The following is a 19,817-nucleotide window of genomic DNA, read 5'->3' as shown; positions in this document are numbered from 1 at the left end:
GTTGTAAGATTGTCATATTGTATTACAAGTGTAAGCGCATACAAAACAAAGGGGGATAGACTTTATGAAGAAGAGTTTATCAATAATTACAATTTTGTTTATAACATTAAGTGTTTTGGCAGGTTGTAATTTTGAAAAGAAAGAAATTTATAATATTGCAACAGCATCAACAGGGGGAACATATTATCCAATAGGAGTTGGCATGGGACAGCTCTGGACAGAATATTATCGTGATCAAAACATTAAATTTAATGGGCAATCATCAGCGGGATCAGTTGAAAATATTGATTTAATGAAAAATGGGGAAGCTGATATGTCCATTTTGCAGAATCTTATCTCGACACAAGCTTATGAAGGCAGCGGTGTTTTTGAAGGAAACGAATATAAAGACTTAAGGGCAATTGGAATGATTTGGCCGAATGTTGAACACTTTGTCATTATGAACAATAAAATCGATTCCGGAAACATTTCTGATATTGAAGGCAATTCTTTTTCTGTTGGTCCGCAAGCAAGCGGTACTGAACAATCCACCTTGACCATGATGGAAGGTATCGAACTAGATAAGAGCAATATAAGGCCGGAGTATCTCGGGTATGATGATACTATTTCTTCTATGCGTGACGGACGCTTAGACGGCGGCTCGTTACCGGCAGGAACTCCGGTTTCCGCAATTACAGACATGTTTGCGAGTAATTTACAGGCAAGTATTTTAGAAGTGACTGACGAACAGCTTGAACAGATAAACTCTGTGGCTAACGCCTGGTATCCATATACGATTGAAGCAGGTACTTATCCAAGGCAGGAAGAAGATATTCAGACTATTGCCCAGCCAAACGTACTTGTTGCAACACCTGAGATGGAAACAGATTTTGTTTATGACTTAACGAAACTTCTTTATGAGAATCAGGAGTTTATGATTGGCGTTCATAACTCAGCGAGAGAAATGAAAGTTGAAACAGCACTTGAAGGATTAAATACTCCACTTCATGCAGGTGCTTACAAGTACTTTGAAGAGCAGGGTCTGGACATTCCGGAAAACCTAAAACCTGCTGAACTAGAAGAGGAGGCTGAGAAAGATGAGTAAAATTCAAGAAGCTGTAACGGAAGAAATATCACCTGAAGAATACAGAGAAAGACGTTTACAAGGATGGCCAGCTAAAGCAGCAGCAATTATCGGAATCATACTTGCGCTATTTGTATTAATAACATCGAGTTATTTAAATATACAAGAGTTTTACAGAAATACAATTTTTCTTATTCTCATCATCGTTCTCGGTTTCTTCATTTATCCTATGAACAAGAAAAAACCGGGACAAAAATTTTCATATTTAGATTTAGGATTAGCTGTACTTGGTATTATATCGATTGGATATATTACGTTAAACTATACAAATTTGCATGTGGAAAGAATGTCGCAAGCAAGCACTTTAGACTACATTTTTGCCGTAGTATGTATTGCAGTACTATTTGAAATCACACGTCGTTCAATCGGATGGTTTATACCAATCCTAAGTGTACTTGCAATGATATACGCAGTTTACGGGGCTTACTTCCCAATAGATTTTGCACATTCCGGTTTCAGTCTGGAACGACTGTTATATAGAATTTACATGACATCAAACGGTATCTTCGGGAGTACTTTATCTATTGCTTCCACTTATATTGTACTCTTTATATTATTTGGAGCGTTCTTAAGCGCCAGTGGAGCAAGTAAATTGTTTAATGACTTAGCACTTGCAATTGCAGGACAGCGACGTGGCGGGCCGGCACAAGTTGCAGTTATCACGAGCGCATTAACAGGAACATTGAACGGAAGTGCTGTTGCTAACGTTGCGACAACAGGAGCATTCACGATCCCTTTAATGAAAAGCATTGGGTTAAAACCTCGTTTTGCCGCAGGTGTTGAAGCAGCAGCTTCAACAGGTGGTATGATTATGCCTCCTATTATGGGAGCAGCTGCTTTCATTATGGCAGGATTTTTAGGTGTGCCTTACACAGTAATAGTAGTGGCAGGTATTATTCCTGCATTGCTGTATTATATTGCACTAATCTTTGCTGTGGATACTGAAGCAAAGAAATTAGGTCTGAAAGGTTTAAGTAAAGATAATATTCCTGCTGTTAAAGCAGTACTGCTTGAGAGAGGAGCTCTGCTGATACCGATTTTAGTTGTATTTGCAGTGCTGCTTACAGGACGTACTGCAATAATGGCAGGATTTGCAGGTATAATTGCTGCAATAATTACTTCGTATTTAACGAGAGATAAATCGAACAGAATTACTATTACCAAGTTTTTTGCAGCACTTAATGATGGTGCGAGAGGATCAGTGCAGGTAGCAATTGCCTGTGCGTCTGTAGGAATCATTATTGCCGTAGTTTCAATGAGCGGTGTTGGTTCAATGCTGGCATATAACGTTATTGATATAGCTGGAGGGAATTTATTCCTTATTCTCCTGATGGTAATGGCAACGTGTATCGTACTTAGTTTTGGTTTGCCATCGACGGCTTTATATATCGTTGTAGCAGTAACAGCAGCACCGGCACTTGTTCAGGCAGGAATTACACCGCTTGCAGCACATTTCTTTGTCTTCTACTTCGGTGCAATGTCAAACGTAACTCCTCCAGTTGCATTAGCAGCATATACAGGGGCGGGTATAGCCAACTCTGATCCGATGAAGACATCGTGGACCGCACTCAGATTAGCTTTACCAGGGTTTATAATACCTTTTATTATTGCGTATGATCCTATTTTATTACTGGATACTACAGAAGGGCCTATTGATTATTTTAGACTGTTAATCGTTATTATTACAGCTCTAATTGGGGTTTATGCACTGGCAGTCGGTTTAGGCAAATTTGTTAAAACACGATTAAATATCGTTGAACAAATAGCAATGATAGCAGTAGCTTTCTTATTGATTACAACTGATACTATGATGGATGTAATAGGTATCATTTTATTCGTTGCAGTTATGATGATTCATTATGCAAGAAGCAGAAAAAAGGTGGAAACGAGCGATGGAGCCTATTAAAAAAGAGAAATTATCTGATTTGATATTCGGCAACCTTGTCGAACAAATAAAAAGGGGGGATTATAAGATTGGCGATAAGCTCCCTTCCGAAAATGAACTGGCTAATTTTTATAAGGTCAGCCGGGTATCAATCAGGGAAGCATTAAGTAAATTAATTTCCATTGGTTATGTAGAATCAAGCCAAGGTAAAGGAACGTATGTGAAAAATACATCTGTTACGGAACAGGTCAAAAAATTTACTTATGGAACTTTCAATAAAAAAGAGCTCTTTGATTTACTCGAAATGAGAACGGTAATAGAAGTCCGCTCAGCATATTTCGCAGCAGAACGCAGAACTGAAGATGATCTTTTAAAAATTGAAGAAGCCTTAAATCATTTTAGGAAAATCACTACTAATCAGCAGATTATAGGTATGGAAGCTGACTATGATTTTCATAAAGCTGTGGTTATTTCGACCCAGAATGATTACCTGATTCAGACATTTAAGAATCTGCAATCAGTACACCGTGATGCACTTGAGTTTTCTCTTAAATTAAATGTCGGAAAACCAAGAAAAAGAGAACAGGTTTATGATGAGCATGCAATTATTTATGATGCTATTAAAAAACAGAATCCGGAACTTTCAGCCAATTTAATGAAAGAACATTTATTTAATATGAGAAGAAAACTCGGTGACGATAGAATTTAGGTGGTTTATATGGAAAAGATAATAATAGATAAATTAAATAAGATTTTTAAAGAAAGATTGCTAAAGGCGGTAGACGAAAGAGTTTCATACAGTTATGACGCTTCTTTTGGCCAGCATATACCGGATTTAGTGGTTCAGGTATTAAGTGCTGAAGAAGTACAAAAAACTGTTGAAATTGCTGATGAATTTGCAATTCCAATTTATCCAAGAGGAGCGAGTACCAGTTTATCCGGCGGGCCTCTGCCAGTTCACGGCGGTATCGTGATGGATTTCTCCCAGTGGACTCAAAAACTTGAGATTTATCCAGATGATTTGATTATAAAGGTTAGCCCGGGTGTGAAAACCGGCGATATTCATAGGTTGGCTGAACATTATAATTTAATGTACGCTCCAGATCCATCATCATCTTCGATTTGTACTATTGGTGGGAATCTGGCTGAAAACGCTGGAGGACCGAGAGGCGTGAAGTATGGTGTGACAAAAGATTATGTTATCGGTCTGGAAGTCGTTACTGCTGCAGGAAAGCTGATTAGAACAGGCGGCAGCACTGTAAAGAACGTGACGGGCTATGATTTGACCAAATTGCTTATCGGTTCTGAAGGAACTCTTGGAATTATTACTGAAGCGACTTTGCGCTTAATACCTAAACCTTTGGATACGATGACTGCTATGGTTATTTTTGATGATTTATATACCGCAGGTAAATCAATTTCTAAAATACTGACTGCAGGTGTAAGACCTTCTAAAATGGAAATTCTAGATCAAAATTCAATAAATAAAGTAGAAGATTATGCAGAGTTGAATCTTCCAAGAGATGCAGCAGCAATTATCCTTGTTGAAGTGGATGGCGATCCTGAAGTTCTGCCGAAAGAACTTGCAGTTATCAAAAAAGCGTTAGAAGAAATTGGAGTTTCTAATGTTCAGGTTGCAGAAAATAAAGAGCAGGAACAAAAACTGTGGCAGGTGCGCAAACTGGTTTCTCCTGCAATTGTGACAAGCGGATATACAAAAATATCTGAAGACGCAACAGTACCGCTAAGTAAAATACCGGATATGTTTAAGAAAATTGATGAAATAAAGAACAAGTACAATCTTAATATTGTTGTTTTCGGACATGCAGGAGATGGTAATTTACATCCTACAATCAACACAAATATGAGAGATGAAGAAGAAGTGAAAAGAGTTGAGTTTGCAGTTGAAGAAATATTTAACTATGCGATTGAGCTTGGCGGTACGCTATCGGGAGAACATGGGATAGGGACGATGAAGAAAGCATTTATGCTAAATGAAGTTGGCGATGATGGTCTAGATTTTCAAAAAGCGATTAAAAAAGCCCTGGATCCAAAAAATATTTTAAATCCAGGCAAAATATTCCCTGAAAAAGGAGAAAAAAGGTTAGTGTTGCGAAATGGCTAATGCATTATTGAATAAACTGGATATTGAAGCTACTTATGACTGTGTGCAATGTGGTTACTGCCTTCCAGTCTGTCCGACATATATAGCGTTCAAAAAAGAGAAACACTCACCGAGAGGCAGAATTAATCTTGTTCAAATGGCTGCGAAAGGTAAAATAACCATTGAAGATATGCAGGAAGGGATTGATCTGTGCTTAGGCTGCAGAGCCTGTGAAACAGTCTGCCCGACTAATGTCAGATATGGAGACATACTGATGTCTGCTGTAGAAGTATTAAAAGAGAATAAAGACATGGGTGTCATAGAGAAGGTTAATCGAACAGCAGCTTTTAAGTTTGCTTTGAAAAACAAAAACGTATTAAGAATTATCAATAAAGGACTGTACGCTTATCAGGTATCGGGTATGCAGAAAGTCGTTAAAAATTATAATCTGCTCAAGCCGGTTAAGAAATTTAACCAAATGAATAAAGCGATGCCGGATGTTATTTTGAGTAAAAGGATTACACGGAATATTAATCCGTTTCGGCGTAATGATTTATCGATTGGCTTTTTTCAGGGATGTATCATGGACTCATTCTTTGCAAACATTAATGAACTTGCCGTTAAGATTATGAAGAAACACTATGTACAGGTAACGAATATACCGAAACAGGGATGCTGCGGTGCACTTCAGCATCATGCAGGAGAGACGGCACAGACAGTGGAACTTGCCATGAAGAATATCGCGGCATACGAAAAATATGACTTTGACTATATTGTTAATACTATCGGCGGGTGCGGAGCAACTTTAAAAGAGTACGATAAGCTTTTTGAGCCGGGAACTGATTGGCATAAACGTGCCGTGGAATTCACGAATAAAGTTAGAGACATCTCGCAGATTATGGCATTAATCGATTTGGATCTAGTCCATGGTATCGATAAAAATGCAGTGTATCAGCCTTCATGTCATCTTGAGAATGTCCAGAAAGTATTCAACGATCCGTTAAAACTAATCAACAAAATTCCGCAGCTTAATTATATAGAAATGCCTCAAAAATCTTTATGCTGCGGGTCTGCAGGGATATATAATATTTTGCATTTCGATGAATCCATGCAGATTTTAGATTTAAAAATGAATAATGTAAAAATATCAAAACCGAATTTAATAATCACTTCGAATCCGGGCTGTCATATTCAGATGCAGCTGGGAGTGGAACGCGAAGGATTGAGTAACGAAATCGCAGTGAAACACATAGTAGAAGTCATTGCAGAAGCTTGCGGGGTGGAATAAGTGAAAGCAGATATTTTAATTGTGGGTGCAGGGATAATTGGTTTGAGTACGGCATATCAATTATCTGAATTGAACCCTGCCAAAAAAATTATTGTATTGGATAAAGAGTCGAGAGCTGCCGAACATCAGACTGGACATAATAGCGGAGTAATACACTCCGGTATTTATTACCGTCCGGGCTCTTATAAAGCGGAATTTGCGAAAAATGGTTCGGCGTCAATGATAGAGTTTTGTCAAACACATAATGTAGAGTATAACCAGTGCGGAAAAGTAATCGTAGCAACTGAGGAAGAAGAACTGGACCGGATGCGAAATTTATATAAGCGTGGTGTAGAAAACGGTCTGGATGTTACACTGCTGGATGGAGAAACGGTACGCAAAATCGAGCCGTATGTTAATACTGTCGGCGGTATTCATGTGAAAAATACTGGTATCGTTAATTTCCGTGAAGTCACTGAGAAATTTGGTGAACTATTTATAAATAACGGCGGGGAAATTCATTACAATAATAAAGTTGAAGCGGTAAAAAATAACGCAGATACGATTGAAGTGAGGACGAACAAAACCGTTTATGAAGCAGATTACCTTGTTAACTGTGCAGGTCTGTACAGTGACAAACTAGCTAAGTTGAGCGGGATTGATACTGACGTTAAGATAATCCCGTTCAGAGGGGAGTACTTTAAACTGAATGAAGATGCGGAGAAATACGTTAAAACATTAATCTATCCGGTACCAAACCCTGAGCTGCCATTCCTTGGAGTGCATTTTACAAATATGGTTGGCGGGGGTGTGGATGTAGGTCCGAACGCTGTGCTTGGATTTAAAAAAGAAGCCTACAAGAAAATTGGTTTTGATAAATCTGAGACATTAGAGATTTTATCATTCCCGGGACTTTATCGAATGGGATTAAAGAACGTTAAAGAAGCAATTGGAGAATACTACAGATCATTTAATAAAAAAGCATTTGTTAAAGCAGCGCAGAAATTAATTCCTCTTATTAAAGCGAGTGAGATAACACCTATGGAAGCAGGAGTCAGAGCCCAGGCAATGAAACCGGATGGCACACTGCTGGATGATTTTTACTTTGAAGAAAATGACCGCAGTATTCATGTGCTGAATGCACCATCACCTGCGGCAACATGCTCAATTGAAATAGGGAAAGAAATTGCTCAGCGTTTTAATTTCAAATTTAGTTAAAAAAATTATTAATTTAAATGTTCGTGCCACTGAAAACTGACGGCGGCACACAATGCGTGATCTTGTGCCACCGAAAACTAACGGCGACGCGCAACACGTAATCCTGTGCCACCGAGAACCCCTCGGCGGCACACAGCACATATTCTCGCGCCGCCGTGAGAAATATAGACTTGTTTAATCGAAAAAAGGTTCGCCGAAAGTTTCCGGTGAACCTTTTTATTATTTATTAAATCAAATTCTCTACAAATGCTTCCAATCTGTTCATGCCCTCTTCAAGCGTTTCAATTGAGCTCGCAAACGAGATGCGGATATGGCCGGCGCCGTGTTCGGAGAAGGCGGAGCCCGGAACGACTGCCATATGTTTTTCTTTCAGCAATGCTGTCGCGAAGTCCCAGTCGTCCATTCCCGTAAACGAGATGTCGGGGAAGATGTAAAAAGCACCACCCGGTTTTTCGACTGTACATCCCATTTTGATGAGTCTGCTGTAAACATAATCACGGCGTTTCAAGAATTCTTTATTCATTACTTTCGGATAATCGCGGGCATTCGTCAGTGCTTCAAGTGCTGCATACTGACTCGGCACCGCTGCACAGATTGAGTTATTTAAATGCACTTTCAATATTTCATCGCTTAAATGTCTTGGTGATAATGTATAGCCGACTCTCCAGCCGGTCATCGAGTGTGATTTCGACACACCGTGAATGAGTATCGTTTTATCGCGTATATTTTCTATGCTGCCGAACGAAATATGCTGATTCTCATAAACATTTTCACTGTAAATTTCATCGCTGATGAGGAAAAGATTTTGGCTGCTGATAAAATCCGCAATATTTTTTACGTCTTTTTCCGATAAAGATGCGCCTGTCGGGTTAGATGGATAGTTTAAGAGCACAGCTTTAGTGTTATTAGTAACTAAAGCCTCCAGCTTTTCAATATCCGGAATGAATTGTGTATCGCTGACATCGAGATATTTAACAACACCGCCATTCAATTTAATCAGCGATTCGTAGGCTGGGTATGCAGGGGCGGTAATAATGACTTCATCGCCTTCGGTTAAAATCGTGCGGAGGACTGAGTCGAGTGCTTCACTCGCGCCGTTTGTAATGACAACTTCATCAGCAGTGTAATGCGCATTATACTTCTCTGCAAAAAAGTCTGCAGCGGCCTCCCGCAGTTCGACGATACCGGCGTTTAAAGAGTAACCGGTTTTATTATTGCTGATGGCTGTAATCGCCGCTTCCTTCACACTTTCAGGTGTAGGAAAATCAGGCTGTCCGATGGTTAAATTGACACCGTCATGAAAAAGCTGAACCTGGTTTGAAAAGACTCTGATTCCCGGGATGGATAAAGCTGTCGCACGCGGATTTAATTCTGGCATGTGTTTCACTCCTATAATGAACTATTCTATCTATTATAGAATTTTCAGTTAATAAAAAGCAAATCGAATTCTTATTTGTATAATATTGCATTTTAATTTATAATTATTAGAAAATAACTAAGGGGAGCTGACAGGGTCATGAGAAAATATACGTTACTGGCAGGTGTTTTATCATTTTTACTGCTCCTTGCGGCATGCGGCAAGGACGACGGCAGTATCACGCTGCAGTTTGGACACGCTTTGCCGCCGGATACGAATCAGGCAATGCAAATCAACGAAATGGCTGAAGCAGTGGAAGAAGAGACGGAGGGCAGGGTGAAATTTGAAATTTATCCGAATTCACAGCTCGGCAGTGAAACGGAAATGCTCCAGCAGGTCGATGTCGGGGCAATGAACGGCCTTGCGGTAATGGTCGGTTCTATGCAGACTATGGATATGAGGCTGGCTATAGAAGATCTGCCGTACATGTGGCCGAGCGAGCAGGAAGCGCGAGATGCTTATGACGGTGAATTTGGAGAGTACATAGCAGATATTGTTGAAGAATATGGTATGCATACGGCGGGATATTTAGAATGGGGCTTCCGCCACGTAACAAACAATGAGGGACCGGTCGTCCAGCCGGAAGATTTAAAGGGAATGAATATCAGAGTGGCGGAAACAGCACTTCGCGTCGATACGTTTGAGCAAGCCGGAGCCCTGCCGACAGTTATGGCTTTCAGTGAAGTATACGGGGCACTGCAGCAGGGCGCGCTTGATGCGCAGGAAAATCCGCTCGCGAATATCGTTGCACCGCGTTTTAATGAAGTACAGGACTACTTATCGCTGACCGGCCATTTTTATAACACGGTCATGATTGTAATCGACGGAGAAACCTGGGAGGAAATCAGTGCCGAAGATCAGGAAATACTCACAGATGAAATCGATAAAATTTCGAAAGGAATTCAAGCAGCGAATGACGAAACAGAGTCGGAGCATATAGAGTTTCTTGCCGAAAATGGGATGGAAGTTAACGATGATGTTGATAAAGAAGCCTTCAGAGAAGCAATGATGCCTGTATATGACAAATGGGAAGAGGAAGTATTCGGCAAGGAAATGATGGATATGTACCGCAGAAATTCCGGATGGGGGGAAGATGAATAATATGACGAAAGCATTGGTGAAAGTTTTATATATTGCATGTGCAGTTGTGATTGCACTGCTTACTTTGATCGTACTGACGCAGGTCGTATCGAGATTTTTTGATTACTCCATGCCGGGAACTGAAGAACTGTCCCGTCTTTTAGTGGTCTGGATGACTTTTCTTGGAATGAGTGTCGCTGTTTATGAACGTGGGCATCTGGCGGTAAATTTCTTTGTAAAACGCGCAGGGGACAGTTTGCGGCCTTACTTATATTTAACAGTTAATATACTGCTCGGCCTGTTCTTTCTGGTGCTGACAGTGTACGGCTTTATATTCTCTTATCAGTCACTCGACTTTACATCATCGACGCTGCAGCTGCCGATGACGGTATTTTATCTGGCGATACCGGTCAGCAGTCTGCTGTCGCTGTACTTTTTAATCTTAAATGCCTGGAAACCTCAGAATGAAAGCGAGGCGGTATAATGCTCGCAGTCAGTATGCTTATTTTGTTCTTTCTGCTGCTGTTTCTCGGAATGCCGATTGCTTTTGTTATCGGTATTGTCGGTCTTGTCATGCTGCTCATCGGCGGAGTGCCGCTTGAAATTATTGTTCAGCGCAGCTTTGCCGGAGTTAATAATTTTTCTTATTTAGCAATTCCGTTGTTTATTCTGGCGGGAGACATTATGGGGAAAGGGGGTCTGACGAAACGTCTGATGGCCTTTGCCAATGCTTTTGTCGGCAAATTATCGGGCGGCACAGCGATTACGACTGTTGTCACCTCAGCTCTGTTCGGAGCTGTCTCCGGGTCTACAGTCGCGACCACCTATGCTGTCGGTTCCGTGCTTGTGCCAAGATTGAAAGAAGAGAAGTACTCGAACTCATTTATAGCGAGTATTATCGGACCGGCCGGTGTACTCGGGCTGATTATTCCGCCGAGTATCACCATGGTTATTCTTGGAATTACCGCAAATATTTCCATCGGCGACCTGTTCTTTGCCGGAATTATACCGGGTGTGCTGCTGGCGCTCGCCTTATGTATTTATGTCTGGTTTATGAGCAGAAAGAAAGGATTCGGCGAAGTCCGGACGGAAAAAATATCCGGCCGGGAATTATGGAAAGTAACCAAAGAAGCGTTCTTCCCGCTCCTGACGCCTATATTTATTCTCGGCAGTATCTTTTCAGGTTATGCAACAGCGACAGAAGCAGCAGTGATCGCGGTCGTTTACGGATTTGTTTTATCGCTGTTTTACAGAGAGCTGAACTGGACTAAGGTTAAGGAGATTATGGCAGGTTCAGCGGTCACATCGGCAACAATTTTAATTATTATATCCATGGCTAATGTCTTTACATATGTATTGACTGTGAATCATATTCCAGATGCAGTATCCGGATTCTTCCTGAATTTTGCGGATTCGCCGCTGGTCTTTCTGCTTCTCGTGTCACTGATTTTATTAATATTGGGCATGCTGACAGAAGTCACATCGCTGATTGTGCTCTTAACACCGATTTTCATGCCGATTGCAATGGAATTCGGTATCGATCCGGTCCATTTCGGCATGGTGATGATTATGAACTTTGCCCTCGCGAATATTACACCTCCGGTCGGGCTCTCATTGATTGCCGGCGCATCTGTAACAGATAAAAAGATGGGAATTGAAGAAACGCTGCCTTATATACTGCATGTACTGTTAATTGTAGGAATTATGGTGGTATTGATTATATTCATCCCTTCAATCTCAACATTCTTACCTAATTTACTTAAATAAAGGAGCGGATTGAATGATTATTAAGCCGGAAGAAACAATAGAATTAAAAAATAGATTTGATGGTAAAGGCAGTATTTTTTCAACATCCTATATAAAGGAAAGAGACTTCGAAGGAATTCGTAAAGTATTGGAAATTGAACTTGAAGCTCATGCATCAATCGGTTACCACCAGCATATCGATGACAGTGAAATTTATCATATAATAGAAGGAAAAGGTGAATTTCAAGATTCGGACGGACAATTTAAACCGGTTGGAAAAGGGGATTGCTGTGTGATTACGAAAGGACAGTCGCATGGTTTGGTAAATACAGAAGATACCCCTTTGAAAATGATGGCAATAATATTTTAGAATTACCTGAATATTATGATATATTTACTGTATTGCAATATTCAGGAGGGGTAGCATGAAAGATGCAGAAAGATTATATGAGGCAAGAAAATACGGGACTGTTTTAAAGCCGGGACAGGATATCAAAACGGATACTGTTGAAGAGGCTTATAATATTCAGACTGAAATTTTAAATATGCAGGATGAAACTGTAAAAGGTTATAAAATCAGTATGACAAGCCCGGAAACACAGGCGCTGTTTGACAGTAATGAACCGGTTTACGGTCCGTTTACTGCGGACCAGGTGATTACTGAAATGAGTTTGGCAGATTATAATAGTCCGCTTGCGGAGCTGGAACTGGTTTTCTATGTAAACGAAAAATTGAGTGTCACAGACGATGCAGAAAGTATTTTATCGAAATGTACTGTGGCGCCGGCGCTTGAACTTCCTGACGGCAGATATAATAACTGGTTCCCGAATATATCGAAATATGAAGTGGTTGCTGACTGTGCGGTGGCTGGAGCGGTGGTGATCGGTGAAGCGAAATCTGCCGATTACGAGGATCTCGATAATATCACGGGCAGGCTTTTGTTTAACGGCGAAGAAATTAAACGGGGACAATCATCAGAAGTAATGGGGCATCCGGTTAATGCTGTAAAATGGCTGATAGAAAAACTCAGCAGTCAGGGAAAAGGGCTTGAAGCGGGACAATTTATTTCGTCAGGTACTTTTATTCTGCCGGTCAAGCTGGAAGCCGGAAAATATGAAGGAGTATTTGAAGGATTTGGCAAGGTTGAAATAGAAGTTAAAAAATAAGCCTCTCAAAACGAGAGGCTTATTTTTCTGAGCTGATGCTGATTACCAGCCGCGTTCCGCCATGCGTTCTTCCAGTGACATACTGTGGACGTCGAGCCCTGTCATCGCACTTCCGAGTTCTTTCGACAGTTCTCCGATTAATTTATAATCAGTGTAGTTCTCGGTCGCTTTGACGATTGCTTTTGCGAATTTTTCCGGGTTCTCGGACTTGAAAATACCGGAGCCTACGAAGACACCGTCTGCACCGAGTTCCATCATTAGTGCGGCATCCTGAGGTGTCGCGACACCACCTGCTGCAAAGTTTGTTACAGGCAGTTTACCTTCAGCTTTAATCTGTTTCAACACATCGTAAGGTGCGCCTAAGTCTTTCGCCGCAGTCATTAATTCATCATCACTCATTACAGAAATCTGTTTGACCTGCTGATTGACTAAACGGATATGACGAACTGCTTCAACAATGTTTCCCGTTCCAGGCTCGCCTTTTGTCCGCAGCATTGATGCGCCTTCACCGATACGTCTTGCTGCTTCTCCGAGATCCTTGCAGCCGCAGACAAAGGGGGCTTTATAATCATCTTTTTTCAGATGGTATTCCTCATCTGCAGGTGTGAGTACTTCCGACTCATCTATGTAATCGATTCCCATCGATTCAAGCACGCGTGCTTCTACAATATGTCCAATACGGCATTTAGCCATGACCGGTATTGATACTGCCTTAATTACCTCTTCGATAATTGTCGGATCACATGCGCGTGCGACTCCCCCTTCTGCACGAATATCCGAAGGTACACGCTCCAATGCCATAACTGCAACCGCACCTGCTGCTTCTGCGATTTTCGCCTGCTCTGCGTTAACAACATCCATTATAACGCCGCCTTTTAACTCTTCTGCCAGTCCCATATTTATCCCTCTTTCTTCTTAATTTAATATAAGTTTAGAATACAATGTGATATTCTATAAGTGTCAGAATACATAAAAAGTTAGGGGTCAGTTTATGTTTATTAATCTCGATAAAGAAAATACTGTACCGTTATATGAACAGCTGTATCAGGATATTAAGAAGAAAATTTTAAATGAACATCTTGCCAGTGATGTGAAATTGCCGAGTAAACGCCAGCTGAGCGAAGATTTATCAGTGAGTATGACTACGGTTGAACGTGCCTATAATCTGCTGGTTGATGAGAATATGATTTATACAAAGAAAAAGAGCGGTCACTATGTGATGCCGACAGAAACTCTTCAAACGCAGGATAAAATACTGTCCGCTATTAAAATGCCGGAGAAATCGGAATCTGTCCTGCCTTTAGGAGAAGTGGATACGTCCATCGTACAGAATGATGTGATTAAACAGCTGAGTGCAGCTGTGTTTGCAGATATATCATTGTTGAACAGCGGGAGTAAAAGCGGTGAAGCAGCTTTAAAAGAAGCTGTACGTGAGTATTTGTATGTAAATCGCGGTGTGCAGTGCAGAACGGAACAGATTTTTATCGGTCCTTCGACAGAACATCTGCTTGAGCAGGTACTTTATCTTTTGGGTTACCCGAAAATCACGCTGGAAGATCCCGGATACCCGACAGTAAAGAATGTACTCGAAAGGCTGAACATACCTTACGACACAGCACCGGTGGAACGGGACGGGATTAATGTTGAGAAGGTTAAAGAGCTGAATAACAAGCTGACGCATATTACTCCGTCACACCAGTTTCCAAGCGGCGCGGTGATGTCTTTAAATAAGCGGATTAAACTGCTGAATGCAGTAAGTGAACGAGACAGTTATTTAATAGAAGATGATTATGACAGTGAATTCCGTTATACAGGACGCCCGCTGTCTTCACTGCAGGGGCTGGATCAAAATGACCGGACGATATATATGAATACATTTTCGAAATCAATATACCCATCTTTAAGAATTGCAGTGATGATACTGCCGCCGGAACTGGCGGAAAAATATTATAAGAGCGGATTGTCATGCAATGTGTCGAGGCAGATGCAGCATATTGTCGCGCGCTTTATCAGCGGAGGATATCTAGTCAGGCACATAAACCGGATCCGTAAATTCTATGGGGAAAAAATGAGAAAGACTGTTTCGGAATTGAAAAAATATTATCCGGAAGTTGAAATCGGCGGGGAGCATACCGGTATGCACTTTGTCCTCAGGGTACCCGGTGCAGATCTTCGGCATGCAGCACAAAAACATAGGATTATCTGCATGTCCGCTTATTCATCAGCTGAAGATTTTAAGGATAGGATACTGGTGGGGATAGGCGGGAAAAGCGCAGAAGAGATTGTTGCGATTCTTGGTGAATTTTTGGGAGAACTTTGAAAATGGGGGAGCTGGGGTACATATGAAACTCTGTCATGTCAACTCTGCGAGTCTGGGGTACACATGAGACCCGGTCATGTCACCCCCGCGAGTCTGGGATACACATGAGACCCGGTCATGCCAACCCTGCGAGTCTGGGGTACATATGAGACCCGGTCATGCCAACCCCACAAGTCTGGGATACATATGAAACTCTGTCATACCAACCCCACAAGTCTGGGATACATATGAAACTCCTTCATACCAACCCCACAAGCCTGGGGTACATATGAAACTCCATCATGCCAACCCTAAAACTCTTGATTTTTTAATAAAAGACAAAAACCCCCGGTCCTCTACCGGGGGTCTGTTCATAAATATTATTTTACCATCGAGGTGACCTGATACACCCAGCCGTGCTTATCTTCCAGCTTGCCTGTCTGGATTCCTGTCAGGTGATCGTAAAGTTTTTGAGTGACTTCACCGATTTCATTGCCGTTAATTCTGTAGTCTGTACCATGGATGTTCATAATACCGACAGGAGCGATTACCGCCGCTGTTCCGGCACCGAATACTTCGGTAATTGAGCCGTCTTTAATTCCGGCTTCAACATCGTCAATATGAAGACGTTCTTCCACTAAGTTAAGACCGAGATCATCAGCCAGTGTGATTAATGATTTCCGCGTAATACCGGGAAGAATTGAACCATTTAATTCAGGGGTAACCAGTTCGCCGTTTCTGACAAAGAATATATTCATGCTGCCGACTTCTTCAACGTATTCCTGATGAACACCGTCGAGCCACAGGACCTGCTCATAGCCGAGGTCGTTTGCTTTTTGCTGGGCTGTCAGACTCGCTGCATAGTTGCCGGCAAACTTAGCTTCTCCGACACCGCCGCGGACTGCACGGACATAGTTATCTTCAACGAAAATACTTGTTGGATTCAGCTGTGCCCCGTAATAGCCTGCTACCGGTGACAACACAATCAGCATTTTATAATTTTTCGCGGGACGGATTCCGAGGTACGGCTCATCCGCAAAGACTATAGGGCGTACATATAAAGCCTGGCCCTCGCCGTCAGGAACCCAGTCGTGTTCCAGTTTTAAAAGTTCAGTTAAGGCACGAAGTGCAAATTCTCCGTCGACTTTAGGCATGGACATGCGTTCCAGTGAACGGTTTAATCGTTTAAAGTTTTCATCCGGACGGAACAAAGTAACTTCTCCGTCGACATTGTATGCTTTCAGTCCTTCAAAGACAGTCTGACCGTAATGAAGCGCCTGCGCACTCGGTGAGATTTCGAACGGCGCGTAAGGCACGATTGACGCATCATGCCAGCCGAGTTCAGCTGAATAGTCCATTGAAAACATATGGTCTGTAAAGTAACTGCCGAAAGGAATACCCGCCACTTCAGGTTTTTCTTTTAAGGTACGTGCTTTAGTTATTTGAAGTTGCTGTGTCATATATTGGGTCCCCCTATATCATCTCTATGGAATTTGAAAATTGTTATCATTGTATCAGCTGGAGATGTAAAAGGCAATATATTATCAGATAATTTTGAATTAATGTTAAATTTATAATTCATACTAAAGTAATATGTAATTTTCGGCAGATAAGATGTAGAATGAGTGTATACATGAAAAATTAATTTATCAGCAGAGGATAGGAGAATTTATTATGACTAAAAATATATTCGATAAAGTTCAATTATCATCCGGACAAATATTTGAAAATCGCCTGGTTATGGCACCGATGACGACTCAATGTTCATTTCATGACGGTTCGGTTACTGATGAATTGATTCAATATTACTCCCGCCGTGCCGGAGGGCCGGCAGCAGTAATCGTGGAAAGCACTTTTATCGACAATTACGGGCGAGCATTCGAAGGGGCGCTCGGCGCTGATTCAGACGATAAAATCCCCGGCTTGAAGAAACTCGCAGAAGGCATTAAAAGCAAAGGATCGAAAGCGATTATTCAGCTGTATCATGCAGGACGCATGGGCACACCGGAATTAAACATGGGACGCCAGCCGATTTCAGCGAGCAGTATCGCAGCGCTGAGAGATAATGCTGTAGAGCCGAGAACACTGGAAATTGAAGAAATCGAAGAGGTTATTCAACTGTTTGCAGATGCTGCACGCCGTGCAATCGAAGCGGGATTCGACGGTGTTGAACTGCACGGGGCAAATACATACCTGCTGCAGCAATTTTACTCGCCGCATTCAAACAGACGCGAGGATGAGTGGGGCGGCACGAGGGAAAACAGACTTCGTTTCCCGAGACGTGTCGTAGAGAAAGTACGTGCTGCAGCGGATGAACTGAATAAACCGGACTTTATTATCGGCTACCGTTTCTCTCCGGAAGAACTGGAAGAACCGGGCATTAACTTTGAAGATACGATGTATCTCCTGAATCACCTGGCAGATTATTCGATTGATTATTTCCACTTCAGTATTAATAACTGGCAGCGGACATCGATTATCGATACGGAAGATGAACAGCTGCTTTTAGAAAAATATCTGGATAAGGCGGGCGACAAACTTAAAGAAATTCCGATAATGGGGGCCGGGGGTATAAAATCTGCTGAAGATGCAGAGGAAGCAATCGGCAGCGGTTTTGATTTAATGAGCGTCGGCAAAGCGCATTTAATCAATCCTGATTTTGTTAATCAGTTAAAAAATAATGAATTGCCGAATACATTTTTAATTGATGGCGATGATGAGAAATTAATGATTCCAGCACCGCTGTGGAATATACTCGGTTTTTTAAAAGAGAATAAAAAATAATATTAAAGAGTAATATTATCTGATTATTTGCAAACCTTTGTATGGAATTTACAAAGGTTTGTTTTTATTTTACCCCGAGTGTAGTAAACTCTTTTTATAAGCCGGCGTGAAAAGGCTTACTTATTAAAAAAAGGGTGTCAGCTTTTGGAAAATGAAAGAAAGAAAAAAGGAATAGGTCAGTCCTTTTTGGATGCTATTGAGAAGCTGGGTAATAAACTCCCGGATCCTATAGTGTTATTCATGATGATTGCCGGTTTAATACTCGTCGCTTCATGGATTGCCGGTATGCTCGGCGTATCGGTTGAGAACCCGGCTGACGGGGAAACGATTGAAGCTGTAAACTTATTATCCGGCGACGGCATAGCAATGATACTTACCGAAGCGATAAACAACTTTGGAGCATTCCCGCCGCTTGCAATGGTGCTGGTCGTTATGATTGGTATCGGTATCGCAGAAAAAACAGGATATTTTGAAGCGTTAATGAAACGCTCTTTAGAAATCACACCGACATTTTTAATTATTCCAATGGTGATTTTCGTAGGGATTATCAGTAATGTTGCAGGTGATGCCGGTCCGGTAATTCTTCCGCCGATTGCGGCGATGATCTTTATCCGTCTCGGATTAAATCCGATCGGCGGTATATTTATGGCATATGCAGCGACAAACGGTGCATTTGCTGCAAACTTCATACTCGGTATGACAGATGCGCTGGCAGTGGCATTCACTGAACCTGCGGCCCAGCTCGTCAATCCGGATTATACAGGAAACATAGCAATGAACTACTATTTCATTGCGGTATCAGCAATATTCCTTATGGTAATCATTTACTTTGTTGCGAAGAAAATTTCGATTCCGCGCCTCGGCAAATACGACGGACCATCTGTGGATGAGGAGCCTCTATCCAAAAAAGAGAAAACATCCTTAATGTGGGCGAATATATCTGCCCTTGTTGTTCTTGTTATTATTGCAGTTGCCACACTGCTGCCTGACGGTATTTTAAGAAATGCTGAAACAGGTTCAATACTCCAGGAATCACCGCTGATGGATTCAGCAGTATTTCTGATTACGATATTGTTCTTTGTGCCGGGTCTCGTATTCGGGATGCTTATGAAAAATATTGACGGCACCAAAGGTTTTGCAAAAATGCTCGGAGATTCTATGGGAACAATGGGACAGTACATAGTACTCGTGTTCTTTGCAGCACAGATGCTCGCCTACTTCGACTGGAGTAATCTCGGGCCGATTCTCGCTGTAGGCGGTTCAGACCTGCTCGAGACGATTAATCTGACAGGTATTCCGCTGTTTATCGGTTTTATTCTTGTCGTAGCCCTAATAAACCTGCTGATTGGTTCAGCGAGTGCCAAATGGGCGATCCTTGCACCGGTTTTCATTCCGATGTTTATGTTCCTGGGATATGATCCGGCATTTACGCAGATGCTTTACAGAATCGGTGACTCGGTAACGAATCCGATTGCACCGATGATGCCGTTCCTGCCGCTGATTATTATGTATGCGCAGCGTTACCAGAAAGATATTAAACTCGGTACTGTAATCGCGAACCTGCTGCCGTATTCAATTGCGCTTTTGATTGCCTGGTCAATCTTCATTATTATCTGGTTCCTGATCGGTCTGCCTGTCGGTCCGAACGGTCCAATCTATTTACCGGAATAAATTAGTGATATACTATATTTAAATTGTTTGAAGACTTCGACAACTAAAGAAGGCTTA

General features: G+C 41.7%; 17 protein-coding genes. 14 read left to right on the top strand and 3 right to left on the bottom strand.

The features are described from left to right. Positions 1–64: 64 nt before the first annotated feature. Genes MHH58_RS10795 through lhgO form a run of 6 tightly spaced genes read left to right on the top strand, consistent with a single transcriptional unit; the run spans position 65 to position 7,597 of the window. Positions 65–1,084: a TAXI family TRAP transporter solute-binding subunit gene (locus MHH58_RS10795; protein WP_341345882.1), complete on the top strand. Its 1,020-nt coding sequence runs from the start codon at positions 65–67 to the stop codon at positions 1,082–1,084. Further along, complete coding sequence (locus MHH58_RS10790; protein WP_341345881.1) at positions 1,077–3,029, top strand: TRAP transporter permease; 1,953 nt, start codon at positions 1,077–1,079, stop codon at positions 3,027–3,029. Before MHH58_RS10795 ends, MHH58_RS10790 begins: the two co-directional genes overlap by 8 nt. Then, positions 2,983–3,717, top strand: a complete 735-nt coding sequence (locus MHH58_RS10785; RefSeq protein WP_341345880.1) for a FadR/GntR family transcriptional regulator — start codon at positions 2,983–2,985, stop codon at positions 3,715–3,717. The genes MHH58_RS10790 and MHH58_RS10785 overlap by 47 nt, the downstream gene beginning before the upstream one ends. A gap of 9 nt (positions 3,718–3,726) precedes the next feature. Beyond that, positions 3,727–5,133 (top strand): FAD-binding oxidoreductase, encoded by a 1,407-nt coding sequence (locus MHH58_RS10780; protein WP_135098898.1) that lies wholly within the window; start codon positions 3,727–3,729, stop codon positions 5,131–5,133. Further along, complete coding sequence (locus tag MHH58_RS10775; RefSeq protein WP_135098900.1) at positions 5,126–6,400, top strand: (Fe-S)-binding protein; 1,275 nt, start codon at positions 5,126–5,128, stop codon at positions 6,398–6,400. Before MHH58_RS10780 ends, MHH58_RS10775 begins: the two co-directional genes overlap by 8 nt. Then, positions 6,401–7,597, top strand: a complete 1,197-nt coding sequence (gene lhgO / locus MHH58_RS10770; RefSeq protein WP_341345879.1) for an L-2-hydroxyglutarate oxidase — start codon at positions 6,401–6,403, stop codon at positions 7,595–7,597. A 226-nt stretch (positions 7,598–7,823) separates the two neighbouring features. Here the strand turns inward: lhgO and MHH58_RS10765 are convergent, their stop codons facing one another. Further along, positions 7,824–8,975 (bottom strand): aminotransferase class I/II-fold pyridoxal phosphate-dependent enzyme, encoded by a 1,152-nt coding sequence (locus MHH58_RS10765; RefSeq protein WP_341345878.1) that lies wholly within the window; start codon positions 8,973–8,975, stop codon positions 7,824–7,826. Positions 8,976–9,113: 138 nt separating this feature from the next. On the opposite strand from MHH58_RS10765, the gene MHH58_RS10760 reads away from it, so the two are divergent. The 5 genes from MHH58_RS10760 to MHH58_RS10740 are packed head-to-tail and all read left to right on the top strand — an operon-like array spanning position 9,114 to position 13,006. Further along, positions 9,114–10,115: a DctP family TRAP transporter solute-binding subunit gene (locus MHH58_RS10760; RefSeq protein WP_135098906.1), complete on the top strand. Its 1,002-nt coding sequence runs from the start codon at positions 9,114–9,116 to the stop codon at positions 10,113–10,115. Next, on the top strand, positions 10,108–10,578 hold the full coding sequence (locus MHH58_RS10755) for a TRAP transporter small permease (RefSeq protein ID WP_341345877.1): 471 nt from the start codon (positions 10,108–10,110) through the stop codon (positions 10,576–10,578). The genes MHH58_RS10760 and MHH58_RS10755 overlap by 8 nt, the downstream gene beginning before the upstream one ends. Next, positions 10,578–11,861: a TRAP transporter large permease gene (locus MHH58_RS10750; RefSeq protein WP_341345876.1), complete on the top strand. Its 1,284-nt coding sequence runs from the start codon at positions 10,578–10,580 to the stop codon at positions 11,859–11,861. Before MHH58_RS10755 ends, MHH58_RS10750 begins: the two co-directional genes overlap by 1 nt. A gap of 13 nt (positions 11,862–11,874) precedes the next feature. Beyond that, complete coding sequence (locus tag MHH58_RS10745; RefSeq protein ID WP_135098910.1) at positions 11,875–12,210, top strand: cupin domain-containing protein; 336 nt, start codon at positions 11,875–11,877, stop codon at positions 12,208–12,210. 55 nt (positions 12,211–12,265) lie between these two features. Next, a complete protein-coding gene (locus MHH58_RS10740; protein WP_135098912.1) occupies positions 12,266–13,006 on the top strand; it encodes a 2-keto-4-pentenoate hydratase in 741 nt (246 codons plus the stop codon). 42 nt (positions 13,007–13,048) lie between these two features. On the opposite strand, the gene pdxS is transcribed toward MHH58_RS10740, so the two are convergent. Further along, entirely contained in the window at positions 13,049–13,903 is an 855-nt protein-coding gene (gene pdxS / locus MHH58_RS10735) for a pyridoxal 5'-phosphate synthase lyase subunit PdxS (RefSeq protein ID WP_115885155.1), read from the bottom strand. A gap of 94 nt (positions 13,904–13,997) precedes the next feature. On the opposite strand from pdxS, the gene pdxR reads away from it, so the two are divergent. Continuing rightward, the gene (gene pdxR, locus MHH58_RS10730; protein ID WP_341345875.1) at positions 13,998–15,326 is read left to right on the top strand and encodes a MocR-like pyridoxine biosynthesis transcription factor PdxR; all 1,329 of its coding nucleotides are present in this window, start codon (positions 13,998–14,000) and stop codon (positions 15,324–15,326) included. A gap of 359 nt (positions 15,327–15,685) precedes the next feature. On the opposite strand, the gene MHH58_RS10725 is transcribed toward pdxR, so the two are convergent. Then, positions 15,686–16,765 carry a branched-chain amino acid aminotransferase gene (locus MHH58_RS10725; protein ID WP_341345874.1) on the bottom strand — a complete coding sequence of 360 codons (1,080 nt, stop codon included), beginning with the start codon at positions 16,763–16,765 and terminating at the stop codon, positions 15,686–15,688. Between the two features lie 214 nt (positions 16,766–16,979). On the opposite strand from MHH58_RS10725, the gene MHH58_RS10720 reads away from it, so the two are divergent. Next, on the top strand, positions 16,980–18,089 hold the full coding sequence (locus MHH58_RS10720) for an NADH-dependent flavin oxidoreductase (protein WP_341345873.1): 1,110 nt from the start codon (positions 16,980–16,982) through the stop codon (positions 18,087–18,089). 144 nt (positions 18,090–18,233) lie between these two features. Continuing rightward, positions 18,234–19,760, top strand: coding sequence for an AbgT family transporter (locus tag MHH58_RS10715; RefSeq protein ID WP_135099481.1), 1,527 nt, complete (start codon positions 18,234–18,236; stop codon positions 19,758–19,760). Positions 19,761–19,817 lie beyond the last annotated feature (57 nt).

The organism is Jeotgalicoccus sp. FSL K6-3177 (assembly GCF_038050175.1).
GTDB classification, from domain to species: Bacteria; Bacillota; Bacilli; order Staphylococcales; family Salinicoccaceae; genus Jeotgalicoccus; species Jeotgalicoccus nanhaiensis.
This window is presented reverse-complemented; position numbering and strand designations above follow the sequence as displayed.

Bases quoted from the DNA above. Each gene is read 5' to 3' on its own strand.
- pdxS (WP_115885155.1), bottom strand. From the start codon at position 13,903: ATGGGACTGGCAGAAGAGTTAAAAGGCGGCGTTATAATGGATGTTGTT.
- MHH58_RS10725 (WP_341345874.1), bottom strand. From the start codon at position 16,765: ATGACACAGCAACTTCAAATAACTAAAGCACGTACCTTAAAAGAAAAA.
- MHH58_RS10740 (WP_135098912.1), top strand. From the start codon at position 12,266: ATGAAAGATGCAGAAAGATTATATGAGGCAAGAAAATACGGGACTGTT.
- MHH58_RS10720 (WP_341345873.1), top strand. From the start codon at position 16,980: ATGACTAAAAATATATTCGATAAAGTTCAATTATCATCCGGACAAATA.
- MHH58_RS10795 (WP_341345882.1), top strand. From the start codon at position 65: ATGAAGAAGAGTTTATCAATAATTACAATTTTGTTTATAACATTAAGT.
- MHH58_RS10775 (WP_135098900.1), top strand. From the start codon at position 5,126: ATGGCTAATGCATTATTGAATAAACTGGATATTGAAGCTACTTATGAC.
- MHH58_RS10750 (WP_341345876.1), top strand. From the start codon at position 10,578: ATGCTCGCAGTCAGTATGCTTATTTTGTTCTTTCTGCTGCTGTTTCTC.
- MHH58_RS10785 (WP_341345880.1), top strand. From the start codon at position 2,983: ATGCAAGAAGCAGAAAAAAGGTGGAAACGAGCGATGGAGCCTATTAAA.
- MHH58_RS10790 (WP_341345881.1), top strand. From the start codon at position 1,077: ATGAGTAAAATTCAAGAAGCTGTAACGGAAGAAATATCACCTGAAGAA.
- MHH58_RS10755 (WP_341345877.1), top strand. From the start codon at position 10,108: ATGAATAATATGACGAAAGCATTGGTGAAAGTTTTATATATTGCATGT.
- MHH58_RS10780 (WP_135098898.1), top strand. From the start codon at position 3,727: ATGGAAAAGATAATAATAGATAAATTAAATAAGATTTTTAAAGAAAGA.
- MHH58_RS10765 (WP_341345878.1), bottom strand. From the start codon at position 8,975: ATGCCAGAATTAAATCCGCGTGCGACAGCTTTATCCATCCCGGGAATC.
- pdxR (WP_341345875.1), top strand. From the start codon at position 13,998: ATGTTTATTAATCTCGATAAAGAAAATACTGTACCGTTATATGAACAG.
- MHH58_RS10745 (WP_135098910.1), top strand. From the start codon at position 11,875: ATGATTATTAAGCCGGAAGAAACAATAGAATTAAAAAATAGATTTGAT.
- MHH58_RS10760 (WP_135098906.1), top strand. From the start codon at position 9,114: ATGAGAAAATATACGTTACTGGCAGGTGTTTTATCATTTTTACTGCTC.